This is a genomic window from Streptomyces sp. NPDC024698 (assembly GCF_055559015.1).
In genome coordinates this window covers 94,858-108,585 of sequence record NZ_JBVHLK010000014.1, presented here as the reverse complement: position 1 = coordinate 108,585, position 13,728 = coordinate 94,858, and the positions used below count along the sequence as shown (strand labels likewise).

The 13,728-nt window shown below is 71.5% G+C and carries 7 protein-coding genes and 1 tRNA gene; 7 read left to right on the top strand and 1 reads right to left on the bottom strand.

Annotated elements, in window-relative coordinates; translation table 11 throughout:
* Positions 1-132: 132 nt before the first annotated feature.
* From topA to ACZ4AA_RS26805, 5 genes are all read left to right on the top strand, one after another.
* Positions 133-2,949 (top strand): type I DNA topoisomerase, encoded by a 2,817-nt coding sequence (topA, locus tag ACZ4AA_RS26825; RefSeq protein WP_467608068.1) that lies wholly within the window; start codon positions 133-135, stop codon positions 2,947-2,949.
* Positions 2,950-3,087: 138 nt separating this feature from the next.
* The gene (tmk, locus tag ACZ4AA_RS26820) at positions 3,088-6,435 is read left to right on the top strand and encodes a dTMP kinase (RefSeq protein WP_467608063.1); all 3,348 of its coding nucleotides are present in this window, start codon (positions 3,088-3,090) and stop codon (positions 6,433-6,435) included.
* Between the two features lie 264 nt (positions 6,436-6,699).
* Complete coding sequence (locus tag ACZ4AA_RS26815) at positions 6,700-7,905, top strand: DNA polymerase III subunit delta' (RefSeq protein ID WP_467608060.1); 1,206 nt, start codon at positions 6,700-6,702, stop codon at positions 7,903-7,905.
* A 212-nt stretch (positions 7,906-8,117) separates the two neighbouring features.
* Positions 8,118-9,704, top strand: coding sequence for an alpha/beta hydrolase (locus tag ACZ4AA_RS26810; protein WP_467608056.1), 1,587 nt, complete (start codon positions 8,118-8,120; stop codon positions 9,702-9,704).
* 108 nt (positions 9,705-9,812) lie between these two features.
* Positions 9,813-9,886 (top strand) — tRNA-Thr (locus ACZ4AA_RS26805).
* A 108-nt stretch (positions 9,887-9,994) separates the two neighbouring features.
* On the opposite strand, the gene ACZ4AA_RS26800 is transcribed toward ACZ4AA_RS26805, so the two are convergent.
* Positions 9,995-11,557 (bottom strand): APC family permease, encoded by a 1,563-nt coding sequence (locus ACZ4AA_RS26800; RefSeq protein ID WP_467608053.1) that lies wholly within the window; start codon positions 11,555-11,557, stop codon positions 9,995-9,997.
* A gap of 220 nt (positions 11,558-11,777) precedes the next feature.
* Between ACZ4AA_RS26800 and ACZ4AA_RS26795 the strand changes: the two genes are divergently transcribed.
* Positions 11,778-12,203: a DUF3052 domain-containing protein gene (locus ACZ4AA_RS26795; protein ID WP_467608049.1), complete on the top strand. Its 426-nt coding sequence runs from the start codon at positions 11,778-11,780 to the stop codon at positions 12,201-12,203.
* A gap of 216 nt (positions 12,204-12,419) precedes the next feature.
* Positions 12,420-13,277: a glycosyltransferase family 2 protein gene (locus tag ACZ4AA_RS26790; RefSeq protein WP_467608320.1), complete on the top strand. Its 858-nt coding sequence runs from the start codon at positions 12,420-12,422 to the stop codon at positions 13,275-13,277.
* Positions 13,278-13,728 lie beyond the last annotated feature (451 nt).

Below are 13,728 nucleotides of genomic sequence, written 5' to 3'. Positions count from 1 at the left end.
TGGCCGTTGCGGGCTTTTCCCGTTTGACACGGGGGCGGGATGTACCGTCACACTCCGCAGCGTCAGCATGACCCGACCCCTCGGGAGCCAAGCCCCGAGGAGATTCCGCGTCGACCGGAGAGAAGAGCGAAGTTGTCCCCGACCAGCGACACCGCACACGGCGGCCGCCGACTCGTCATCGTCGAGTCGCCTGCCAAGGCGAAGACGATCAAGGGCTACCTCGGCCCCGGCTATGTCGTCGAAGCGAGCGTCGGGCACATCCGCGACCTTCCCAACGGCGCCGCCGAGGTGCCGGAGAAGTACACGGGTGAGGTCCGCCGCCTCGGTGTGGACGTCGAACACGACTTCCAGCCGATCTATGTGGTCAACGCCGATAAGAAGGCCCAGGTCAAGAAGCTCAAGGACCTGCTGAAGGATTCCGACGAGCTCTTCCTCGCCACCGATGAGGACCGCGAGGGCGAGGCCATCGCGTGGCACCTCCTGGAGGTCCTGAAGCCCAAGGTTCCCGTCCACCGGATGGTCTTCCACGAGATCACCAAGGACGCGATCCGCAGCGCCGTCGCCAACCCGCGCGAGCTGAACAAGCGCATGGTCGACGCGCAGGAGACCCGCCGCATCCTCGACCGCCTCTACGGCTACGAGGTCTCGCCGGTCCTGTGGAAGAAGGTCATGCCGAGGCTGTCGGCGGGCCGTGTCCAGTCCGTGGCGACCCGTCTCGTCGTCGAGCGGGAGCGCGAGCGCATCGCCTTCCGCTCCGCCGAGTACTGGGACCTGACCGGCACCTTCGGCACCGGCCGTACCGGTGACGCGAGCGACCCGTCCACCCTCGTCGCCCGGCTGAGCTCGGTAGACGGCAAGCGCGTCGCCCAGGGCCGCGACTTCGACTCGCTCGGCCAGATCAAGGGTGCGAACACGCTCCACCTGGACGAGACGGGCGCCCGAGCGCTCGCCGCCGCCCTGACGGACACGAACTTCGCGGTCCGTTCGGTCGAGTCCAAGCCCTACCGCCGCTCGCCGTACGCGCCGTTCCGTACGACGACGCTCCAGCAGGAGGCCTCGCGCAAGCTCGGCTTCGGTGCGAAGGCGACCATGCAGGTGGCGCAGAAGCTGTATGAGAACGGCTTCATCACCTATATGCGTACGGACTCCACGACCCTGTCGGACACGGCCATCACGGCCGCCCGCGCCCAGGTTACCCAGCTGTACGGCGCCGACTACCTGCCGGCGCAGCCGCGTACGTACGCCGGAAAGGTCAAGAACGCGCAGGAGGCGCACGAGGCGATCCGCCCCTCGGGTGATCGTTTCCGCACCCCCGCCGAGACGGGGCTGACCGGCGACCAGTTCAGGCTGTACGAGCTGATCTGGAAGCGGACCGTCGCCTCGCAGATGAAGGACGCGGTCGGCAACTCCGTCACCGTGAAGATCGCGGGCACGTCCGCCGACGGCCGGGACGCCGAGTTCAGCGCGTCCGGCAAGACGATCACCTTCCACGGCTTCCTGAAGGCGTACGTCGAGGGCGCCGACGACCCGAACGCCGAGCTCGACGACCGTGAGCGCCGTCTGCCGCAGGTCGGCGAGGGCGACCCGCTGTCCGCCGAGGAGATCACGGTCGACGGCCACGCCACCAAGCCGCCGGCGCGTTACACCGAGGCCTCCCTGGTCAAGGAGCTCGAAGAGCGCGAGATCGGCCGCCCGTCGACGTACGCGTCGATCATCGGCACGATCCTCGACCGCGGTTACGTCTTCAAGAAGGGGACGGCCCTCGTGCCCTCCTTCCTGTCGTTCGCCGTGGTCAACCTCCTGGAGAAGCACTTCGGGCGGCTCGTCGACTACGACTTCACCGCCAAGATGGAGGACGACCTCGACCGCATCGCCCGCGGCGAGGCGCAGGCCGTGCCGTGGCTGCGGCGGTTCTACTTCGGCGAGGGCGAGGCCACCGGCGCCGCCGAGGCCGGCAACGGCGACGGCGACCACCTGGGCGGCCTCAAGGAACTCGTCACCGACCTGGGTGCCATCGACGCCCGCGAGGTGTCCTCCTTCCCGGTCGCCAACGACATCGTGCTGCGCGTCGGCCGCTACGGCCCGTACGTCGAGCGCGGTGAGAAGGACGCCGAGAACCACCAGCGCGCCGACGTGCCCGAGGACCTGGCCCCGGACGAGCTGACGGTCGAGCTCGCCGAGGAACTGCTCGCCAAGCCGAGCGGTGACTTCGAGCTCGGCGCCGACCCGCAGACGGGTCACCAGATCATCGCCAGGGACGGCCGCTACGGCCCGTACGTCACCGAGGTGCTTCCCGAGGGCACCCCGAAGACCGGCAAGAACGCCGTCAAGCCGCGTACCGCCTCGCTCTTCAAGTCGATGGCGCTCGACACGGTGACGCTGGAGGACGCCCTCAAGCTGATGTCGCTGCCGCGCGTCGTCGGCGCCGACGCTGAGGGCGTCGAGATCACCGCGCAGAACGGGCGCTACGGTCCGTATCTGAAGAAGGGCACGGACTCGCGGTCGCTCACCGCCGAGGACCAGCTCTTCACGATCACGCTGGAAGAGGCGCTGGAGATCTACTCCCAGCCCAAGCAGCGCGGTCGCGCGGCCGCCAAGCCGCCGCTGAAGGAGCTGGGCACCGACCCGGTCAGCGAGAAGCCGGTCGTGGTCAAGGACGGCCGCTTCGGCGCGTACGTCACCGACGGCGAGACCAACGCGACCCTGCGCTCCGACGACAGCGTCGAGGACATCACGCCGGAGCGCGGCTACGAGCTGCTCGCCGAGAAGCGCGCCAAGGGCCCGGCCAAGAAGACCGCGAAGAAGACGGCGGCCAAGAAGGCCCCCGCCAAGAAGGCACCGGCCAAGAAGACCGCCGCGAAGAAGACGACGGCTTCGAAGACGACGGCCGCCAAGAAGGCGCCCGCGAAGAAGACCGCCGCCAAGAAGACGGCGACCTCGGAAGGCTGAGCCGCCCGCTGGGCCGCCCGCCAGGCCCTCGTGAAGAGCGGAAGCCAAGAGCGGAAGCCCCTACACCATTTGGTGTGGGGGCGTCCGTTTGTTCGGGCACCCCTCCAGGGAGTCAGTGGGTCCGGATAGGCTGGCAGGATGACGCGAGCCGAGCAGCCAACGGCCCACAACTGGGCCCCCGACGAAGCCCTGGTCGCGGATTCGCGCGAGCGTGCCGTCCGCGCCCTGCTGCGGCAACCGCAGCTGAAACGGTTGTGGAGCGCACACCTCGTGGGAGGTGTCGCGGACGCCCTGGCCCTGCTGGTCCTGGTCGTCCTCGCCCTCCAGGCGGCGGTCTCCGAGGGCTCCTTCGGCGGCGGTGTCCGCGGAGCCGCCCTCGCCGTGGCGGCCGTCTTCGGAGCACGTGTCCTCGCGACCCTGCTCTTCGGAGCCGTGCTCCTGGGCCCCTTGACGTCGCTCACCTCACCCGACGGGCCCCTCGACCGGCGCTGGACCATGCTCGGAGCCGACGGCCTGCGGGCTGCGCTCCTCATCGTCGCGCCCCTGTTCATCGACTGGACCCCGGACAACGCGCTCGCCGTCCTCCTGGTCATCGTCTTCGTGTCCGGAGTCGCCGAGCGGTTCTGGACGGTCTGCCGGGAGAGCGCGGCGCCCGCGCTGCTGCCCGCGCCGCCGCTGGAGGGCGCCACCGTGCGCCCGCTGCCGGACCACATGGACGCGCTGCGGCGCCTGTCCCTGCGTACCGCGTTCGTCGCGCTGCCGCTCGCGGCCCTCACCCTGGTCGTCGTCTCCCTGGTCAGCAACATGCTGGGCGCCGGGATCGACTGGTTCCACCTGCACCAGGCGGCGCTCGCCTCGTACGTGGCCGCCGGACTGTTCGCGGCCTCCCTGTCGGTGGTCACCTTCCTCGAACTGCCCGACGCCCGCACCCCGCGCGCGCGGTCGCCGCTCGAAGGGCTGCGCCGTCCGAAGACGGGCACCGCCGCGGACAGGGGCCGCACCGGCGCGATCCCGCTCCTGGTACCGGCCTGCGCGGCCGTCGCCGGGGCGATCTCCGCGGCCGTCGCCGTCGCCGTGCTGGACGCCATCGACCTGGGCGGCGGCCCGGTGCTGTACGGACTGCTGGTGCTGGCCCTGACCGGTGGTGTCGTCGTGGGCATCCGCACCGCCCCCTCGCTGCTTCCCTCGCTGTCGCGGCGCAGGCTGCTCGCGCTGGCGATCGCCTTCACCGGGATCACGCTGCTGGCCGCGGGACTCGTCCCGGACGTCACCACCGTGCTGCTGATCCTCGCCTTCGCCGGTGTCGGCGCGGGCGTCGCGGCCAACACCGGACACGCCCTGCTCGACCAGGAGACCGAGGACTACCGGCGGGCCCGCACGACCGAGCACCTGCACGCGGTCGTACGGGTCTTCGTGGCGGTCGGCGCGATCGTGGCGCCGCTGGTGGCCGCGGCGATCGGCCCGCACCGGCTGGAAAGCGGCAAGTTCGTGTTTGCGCACGGCGGCGCCGCCTTCACCCTGATGCTGGTCGGCGCGCTGCTGCTGCCCGTCGCCGCCCTGGTGCTCGCCAAGGTCGACGACCGTTCCGGCGTGCCGCTGCGCAAGGACCTGCTGGACGCCCTGCGCGGCGGTGACGACCCGGCGCAGATGCCCGCGACGAACGGCTTCTTCATCGCCCTGGAGGGCGGCGACGGGGCCGGCAAGTCCACCCAGGCCCAGGCCCTCGCCGACTGGATCCGCGCCAAGGGCCACGAGGTCGTGGTGACCCGTGAGCCGGGCGCCACGCCGGTCGGCAAGCGGTTGCGTTCGATCCTTCTCGACGTGTCGTCCACGGGCCTTTCGCACCGCGCCGAGGCCCTGCTGTACGCCGCCGACCGCGCGGAGCACGTCGACACGGTCGTACGTCCCGCCCTGGAGCGGGGCGCCATCGTCATCTCCGACCGCTACATCGACTCGTCCGTGGCCTACCAGGGTGCGGGCCGCGACCTGTCGCCCACGGAGATCGCCCGCATCAACCGCTGGGCTACGGACGGGCTCGTACCGCATCTGACCGTTCTGCTGGACGTGTCGCCCGAGGCCGCCCGCGAGCGGTTCACCGAGGCGCCCGACCGGCTGGAGTCGGAGCCGGTCGAGTTCCACGCGCGCGTGCGGTCCGGTTTCCTGACGCTCGCCGCCGCCGACCCGAGCCGCTACCTGGTCGTCGACGCCGCGCAGGAGCCCGAGGCCGTCACCACGGTCGTACGGCACCGCCTCGACGTGATGCTGCCCCTGTCCGAGGCCGAGGTGAAGGCCCAGGAGGAGGCGCGCAGGGCGGCCGAGGAGGAAGCCCGGCGCAAGGCGGAGGAAGAGGCAGCGCGCAAGGCGGAGGAGGAGCGCCTGGAGCGTGAGCGCCAGGCGCAGCTCGCGAAGCTGCGCGCCGAGGAGGAGGAGCGCAAGCAGCGCGAGCTGGAAGAGGCCCAGCGGCGTGAGGCCGAGCGCCAGGCGGAGGAGGCCAGGCAGCGCGCCGAGGAGGCCCGCCGCCGTGCCGAGGAGGAGCGGGTCCGCCTCCTCGCCGAGGAGAAGGCACGCGCCGCCGAGCAGGAGCGGGCACGCAGGCAGGCCGAGGAGGAGGCGCGGCTGCGCGCCGAGGCCGAGGAACGCCGTCTGGAGAAGCAGCGGAAGGCCGAGGAGGCGTTGCTGCGGGCGGAGGAGGCACGGCGGATCGCCGCGGAGGCCGCCTCCGCTTCGGCGGCCGCGGCGGCTTCGGCCGGGGCAGCGGTGCCGGGCGCAGGGACGGCTCCGAGGACCGGCGCCCCGAAGGGTTCGGACTCCGCCGCCCGGTCGGGACGTGACGCCGGAGAGGCCTCGGCGTCCCCGTCCTCGCCGTCGGCTTCTCCGTCCGCTTCCCGTTCCGCGTCCACGCGTTCGTGGTCCGCGACCGCCGCGGAGCCGGACAACGAGACGACGCTGCCCACACCGGTCGTCACCGACCCGGCGGCGGTCGACGAGACCGCCGTGCTTCCACCCGTACGACCGGACGCGCGCCGCGCGGGCAAGCGCCTGGGATCCCGCGCCGACGTCGAGGACACGGCCACGCTGCCGAAGCCGCCGGTTCCGGGCGGGGCGGCGGACGAGACGGCGGTCCTGCCGCCCGTCTCCCCGGGCCGGGGCGCGGCCGACGAGACGGCCGTCCTTCCTCCGGTACGGGACCGGGGCGCGGGCGGCAGGACAGGCGGGCCGTCCGGTGCCTCCGCGGACCGGATGCCCCGGGGCTTCTTCCGCGACGAGCGGCCGGCGGCGGGACCCGAGGGCCCGTCCGACCGTACGAGGGAACTGCCGCAGGTGGACGAGACGGGCGCCCCGCGCCGCCGGCCCCGCCCCGACTGGGCCGAGGAGACCCCGCTCGACGACCTCCCGACCCTGGCGGACGAACTGCTGGGCCCGCGGGACGACGAGGACGACTGGGACGAGGGACCGGGACGCGGCCGGGGCGGGCGGCGACGCTAGCCAGGACGGCTGACGGCTGACGGCTGACGGCCGGGGATTGCCCTGCCCCGGCCGTCACCGCTCCGCGGAGCGGTGCGCGCTCCGACGACCGACGGCCTGGCCGGCTGCTCGGGGCCTGGCCCGGGCCGCGCGCGATCGGGCCGGGGTTGCCTACGATCGGGCCCAGGTCGTGTCCGCCGAACGGGCGGTGGGGCCCGGTTGTCAGTGGCGACCCGCACAATGGACGACACGAGACAAAGCGCGTGCGACGGAAGGGCGGAGCCCATGCCTGTGTGGGACGACCTGGTGGGCCAGGAGAAGGTGAGCGAGCAGCTCGCCGCCGCTGCCCGGGACGCCGACGCCCTCGTCACGGCCGTCGCCGCGAGGACCCCGCTTCCCGAGGCGTCCAAGATGACGCACGCCTGGCTGTTCACGGGCCCGCCCGGTTCGGGCCGCTCCACGGCGGCGCGTGCGTTCGCGGCCGCCTTGCAGTGCGTGAGCCCCGACCGCGCGCTCGGGGGAATCCCCGGCTGCGGATTCTGCGACGGCTGTCATACGAGCCTGGTCGGCACCCACGCCGACGTGGAGATCGTCCGCACCGACCTGCTCTCCATCGGCGTCAAGGAGACCCGCGACCTGGTCCGGCGCGCCCAGCTGTCCCCCGCGGGCGGCCGCTGGCAGGTCATCGTCCTGGAGGACGCGGACCGACTCACCGAGGGCGCGGGCAACGTCCTGCTCAAGGCCGTGGAGGAGCCCGCACCCCGCACCGTCTGGCTCCTGTGCGCGCCGTCCGTCGAGGACGTGTTGCCCACCATCCGCTCCCGCTGCCGGCTGCTCACGCTGCGCACCCCTCCGGTGGAGGCCGTCGCCGACATCCTGGTCCGCCGTGACGGCATCGAGCCCGAGGTCGCCGCGGCCGCCGCGCACGCGACCCAGGGCCACATCGGGCGCGCCCGCCGTCTCGCGACGGACCCGAGCGCCCGTCAGCGCCGCGCCGCCGTCCTCAAGCTCCCCCTGCGGATCGACGACGTCGGCGGCTGTCTCAAGGCGGCCCAGGAGCTGATCGACACGGCGGCGGAGGACGCCAAGCAACTCGCCGAGGAAGTCGACGTCAAGGAGACCGAGGAGCTGAAGACGGCGCTCGGCGCGGCGCAGGGCGGCCGGATGCCCCGGGGCACCGCGGGTGTCATGAAGGAGCTGGAGGACCGGCAGAAGCGCCGAAGAACACGTACGCAGCGCGACAGCCTGGATCTGGCCCTGATCGACCTCACCGGCTTCTACCGCGATGTCCTCGCCCTTCAGCTCGGCTCCCGCCTGGCCATCGCCAACGCGGACGCCGGGGACGCCCTGGAGCGGCTGGCCCGCGGAGGCTCGCCGGAGTCGACGCTGCGCCGTATCGACGCGATCGCCGCGTGCCGCGAGGCGCTCGACCGCAATGTGGCTCCGCTGCTCGCGGTGGAGGCGATGACGATGGCGCTCCGCGCGGGCTGACGGCCGTCACCCGGCGATGGCTGCCGCCCGGCGGTGACTGTCACTCGGCGCGACGGGTTGCCCGGCGACCACTGTCACCCGGTGGCGACGGGTTGCCCGGCGACGGCTGCCGACGGGCGGCGGTGGCGAGTGCCCGGTTGACGGCGTCACTCGTACGAGCCGCTTCCGCGACTGAAGGTGATCGAACCATCGCACAAGGTTAGGCTCGCGAAATGCACATGAGGCGCACCACACGGCCGATCCGACCCCTCCGTGCGAGCGGCGTGCTGCTGGCCGCCGCGGCGCTGCTCGTCTCCGCGTGCTCCTCCTCGGGGAGTTCCACGACCACGACCGCGACGACCCAGGCGGTGCTCACCCCGCTGCCGCGTGCCACCCCGTCGGCGCTGGCGCCGTACTACGAGCAGAAGCTGAACTGGCGCAGCTGCGGTGTGCCCGGCTTCGAGTGCGCCACGATGAAGGCGCCGCGCGACTACGACAAGCCTGGCTCGGGCGATGTCAGGCTGGCGGTCTCCCGCAAGAAGGCCACGGGACCGGGCAAGCGGCTCGGTTCGCTGCTCGTCAATCCGGGAGGGCCGGGCGGTTCGGCGGTCGGCTACCTCCAGTCGTACGCCGGAATCGGCTATCCGGTGGACGTCCGTGCCCGCTACGACATGGTCGCGGTCGACCCGCGCGGTGTGGCCCGCAGCGAGCCGGTCGAGTGCCTCAACGGTCGCGCGATGGACGCGTTCACGCAGACGGACACCACGCCGGACAACGGCCGGGAGACGGATCAGCTCGTCAAGGCGTACAAGAAGTTCGCCGAGGGCTGCGGCGCGCACTCCCCCGAGCTGCTCCGGCACGTCTCCACGGTCGAGGCGGCCCGTGACATGGACATTCTGCGGGCGGTGCTGGGCGACCAGAAGCTGACGTACGTGGGGGCGTCGTACGGGACGTTCCTGGGGGCGACGTACGCGGGCCTCTACCCGGACCGGGTGGGCCGGCTGGTGCTGGACGGCGCGCTCGACCCGTCCCTGAACGCGCGCAAGCTCAACGAGGAGCAGACGGCGGGGTTCGAGACGGCGTTCCAGTCCTTCGCGAAGGACTGTGTGCGGCACAGCGACTGCCCGCTGGGCGACGCGGGCACGAGCCCGGACGAGGTGGGCCGGAATCTGAAGGCGTTCTTCCAGCAGCTGGACAAGGAGCCGATCCCGACGGGGGACCCGGACGGCCGCAAGCTCGGAGAGGCGCTCGCGACCACCGGTGTCATCGCGGCGATGTACGACGAGACGGCGTGGCCCCAGCTGCGGGACGCGCTCACCTCCGCGATGAAGAAGAACGACGGCGCGGGTCTGCTCGCCCTCTCCGACAGCTACTACGAGCGGGACGCCGACGGCCGGTACGCGAACCTGATGTCCGCCAACGCCGCCGTGAACTGTCTCGACCTGCCCCCGGCCTTCTCCGGCCCGGACCAGGTGGAGCGGTCGCTCCCGGCCTTCGAGAAGGCGTCCCCCGTCTTCGGCGAGGGCCTGGCCTGGGCCTCGCTCAACTGTGCGTACTGGCCCGTCAGGAACACCGGCGAGTCCCATCGCATCGAGGCCAAGGGTGCGGCACCGATCCTCGTCGTGGGCACGACCCGGGACCCGGCGACCCCGTACCCCTGGGCGCAGTCCCTGGCCTCCCAGCTCTCCTCCGGCACCCTCCTGACCTATGTCGGCGACGGCCACACCGCCTACGGGCGCGGCAGCAGTTGCATCGACTCCGCGATCAACCGCTACCTGCTCCAGGGCACCCCTCCGGAGAAGGGAAAGCGCTGCTCATAGCCCTGCCGGGCAACCGCGGCACCCCTGCTCCGAGCGGTGTGCGGAGCACCTCGGGAAACTGTGTAGACTTACCGACGTTGCTGATCGCACCATAGGTGTGGACAGCGCGCCGCCTTAGCTCAGATGGCCAGAGCAACGCACTCGTAATGCGTAGGTCTCGGGTTCGAATCCCGAAGGCGGCTCTGTGGAAGCCTCAGGACTCACTCGCCGTGACCTGGGGCTTTTGCTTTTTCCGGATGCGGTGGCGGGCGAGTGGCCGAATGGCTCCGGTTCGTTCACGCACGGGCCGGTCAGTGGCCGCTCGGGTCGTGGGCGGAGACCGGGATCGTCTCCTTGTGGAAGAAGGCCGGGCGGAACGCGTTGTACACGAGCATCAGGACGGCTCCGACGATGAGGGCGCCGATGCCGGTGACGAAGACGCCGCCGAGCTGCCAGTGCGGCGGGAACGGCAGGGTCCACGACGTGCTGCCGTAGTCGGCGGCGGCGTACACGATGCAGGCGTTGACGAAGAAGTAGAACAGCATCAGACCGCCCAGGCCCGGCATGATCCCGCGCGTCCACAGGTCACGTGGGCTGCGCGTGAGGACCTTGCGGTAGTACCAGACGCAGGCGAAGCCCGTGAGCCCGTAGTAGAAGGCGATCATCAGGCCGACGGATCCGATGGAGTCGGCCAGGACGTTCTCGCTGGCCCGGGTCAGGATGACGTAGAAGACGGCTGAGGCCAGCCCCATGCCCACGGTGGACCAGGTCGGGGTCAGGAACCGCGGGTGGATACGGGCGAAGCGCTGCGGGATGGCCTTGAACGCCGCCATGGACAGAGTAGTGCGGGCCGTCGGGAGGATCGTGGTCTGGGTGGAGGCCGCGGCCGAGGTCAGGACCATGACGATCAGGAGCTTGGTGGCGAACGTGCCCCAGCCCCCGGTGCCGAAGACCTCGGCGCCGAGGCTGGAGAGGACGTCTCCGGAGTTGTCCGGGTTGCCCAGGCCGATGCCCTTGTCGCCGACGCCCGCGAAGGCCTGGGCGGACGTGGTGACCAGGACGTAGACGAGCAGCAGGATGACGGTCGAGATGACGGCGGCGCGGCCGGGTGTGCGGTCGCGGTCGACGGTCTCCTCGTTCACGGACACCGCGGTGTCCCAGCCCCAGTAGATGAACACACCGGCGAGGATGCTCTTGGTCAGGTCGTCGAACGAGTTGATCTCGAAGGGGTTGAACCACGACCACGAGATCTCCGAGGAGGAACCCGGCGCCGACCCGTTGTACACCTTGAACAGCGCGGTGATCGCCAGCAGGAACAGCACCACGATCTCGATGGTGAGCAGTGCCTTCTGGAGGTTGGCCGAGAGCTCGATGCCGATGTAGCAGATCAGGGTCATCAGGGCGATCCACACGACGCCGACGAAGGTGACCCAGAAGGTGTTCTGCGCCAGCCCGTCCGCGCCGATGAGCTGGAAGCCGTACGCGCCGGCGATCTGGGCCAGGTTGGCCATCACGATGATGTCGGCGGCCACGATGCCCCAGCCGCCCAGCCAGCCGGTACGGGGGCCGAAAGCCCGGGCCGCCCAGGTGAACGTGGTGCCGCAGTCGGGGTCGGCCCGGTTCAGTTCCTTGTAGCCGTAGGCGATGAGGAACATCGGGACGAACGCGAGGATGACCACGATCGGTGACTGGAAGCCCACGATCCCGACGATGACGCCGAGGGTCGCCGCGAGGCTGTAGGCGGGGGCCGTCGAGGCCAGTCCGATCACCGTGCTGGAGAACAGACCCAGGGCGCCGCCCTTGAGGCCCTTGTCCGTGGCGCCGGGGCCCAACGGGGGCAGGGGCGCGGGTGGCGGGACGGATCGTGAGCTCATGGCGCCCTCCGGAACCTGGTGGCGCCCGCCGGGTGGACCGGGCGCACGCTGTCCCCGGCCCGGAAGCCTGGGCATCCCGCGGGTCACCAGGGACGCCCGGGGAGCCGGGCCGCTCCCACCAGCATGAACCCGCATCCCGACAACCGGTAGTCGAGCCGCGCTCCGGGCGGCCGTCCGGTGTACGCGGGCCGGCCGGGCCGGGTGGTGTCATCCTGCGGGGATGACGGGTTCCAGCACGGCGGGCGGCGGGTACTCCGGTACCCCGTTGGCCCGGAAGATCGGCATCAAGGCGGGGCACCGGGTGCGGCTGGTCCACGGGCCGCGGGACTGGGAGATTCCCGGGCTGCCCGAGGACTGCGAGATCGGGGAGAGCGGCCCGGAGGGGGCCGACGTCACCGTCGCCTTCTTCCGGGAGCGCGCGGAGCTGGCAGCGCGGGCGGCCGGGCTGGCCGCGGACCTGTCCGACGCGGCCATGCTGTGGATCGCCTGGCCCCGTCGCGCGGCCGGGCACCGCAGCGACATCACCGAGAACGATCTGCGGGATCTCTTCCTGCCCCTCGGGGTCGTCGACGTGAAGGTGGCCGCCCTGGGGGAGGACTGGTCGGGGCTGAAATTCGTCCGGCGCAAGGAGAACCGGAGCTCCTGACGTGCTCCTGATCGCGGACGTATGACCGTAGATATCGCGGACGTATGACCGTAGATCAGGACGTACGCACGGCCGGCGTATCCGCGTACCCGAGGGAGTACGTGAGGGGTCGTCCCGGTGAACGACTAGCATCGCGGCACAGTTGTCGGCCGGGATGGGGTGGGTGTCGTGTCACAGGCGGAGGAGGGGCCACGGATCGCCGTTGCCGTGGTGACCATGGGCAACCGGCCCGCCGAGGTCGACGCGCTGCTCACCTCCGTGGCCAAGCAGGACGTGGCGCCGGCCCGGATCGTGATCATCGGCAACGGCTGTCCGCTGCCCGAGTTCGCCGACCGCCTCGGTCTGCCGGGCGAGGTGACGACCATCGAGGTGGACGACAACCTCGGCTGCCCCGGTGGCCGGAACGTCGGTCTGAGCCGGCTGCGTGAGTTCGGGGACGTGGACGTGGTCGTCGAACTCGACGACGACGGGCTTCTCGTGGACGCCGACGTGCTGCGCAAGGTGCGTGATCTGTACGCCTCCCGGCCGCGGCTCGGCATCGTGGGCTTCCGCATCGCCGACGAGAACGGGGAGACCCAGCGCCGCCATGTGCCGAGGGTCGGGGCCAAGGACCCGATGCGCGGCGGACCGGTCACCGGCTTCCTCGGGGGCGGGCACGCGCTGTCCATGCCGATGCTCGCCGAGACGGGGGACTGGCCCGCCGAGTTCTTCTTCGCGCACGAGGAGACCGACCTGGCCTGGCGGGCGATCGACGCCGGCTGGACCGTGCTGTACGAGCCCGAACTGCTCCTCCAGCACCCGAAGACCTCGCCCGCCCGGCACGCCATCTACTACCGCGTGACCGCCCGCAACCGGGTCTGGCTCACCCGCCGCCGGCTGCCCCTGGCGCTGATCCCCGTGCACCTGGGGATCTGGATGGTGCTCACGCTGCTGCGAACGCGGTCGGTCGGCGGGCTGCGCGCCTGGTTCGGCGGATTCGCGGAGGGGCTGCGGAGGTCCGGCGGAGAGCGGCGCCCGATGCGGTGGCGGACGGTCTGGCGACTGACCCGACTCGGCCGCCCGCCGGTCATCTGAACCCGGCGTGCCGGGCGGCTGGATCCGGCTCGCTGGTCGGCTGGATCCGGTCGGCTGGGCGTTTGAACGCGGTCCGCCGGTCGTCTGGATCGGGCCGGCTGGTCGTCCGACCCCGGACCGCCGGTTCTGAGCACCGTTTCCTGGGCGGTTCCGGCGGCCGGTTCCGCTCGCCGGTTACCTCAGGCGTCAGCGGTGGGATCTCGCCACGGGAGCCCCGCCCGCGGGCTCGGTCCGTGAATCTCGCGCGGGGATTTTGTACGGAGATCTTGTACGGCGATTTCCGGACGGACGGAGGCCCCGGTCGATCACCTCGACGACCGGGGCCTCTCACGTCCCCGGATCCGGCCGCGGCGGCGACACTCCCCCGAGTTACGCGTAGTACGCGCGCACCGTCGGGCCAGATCCGATGGAATGATCACATCAGGCCACGCCAACGGATCGCTAACATGAG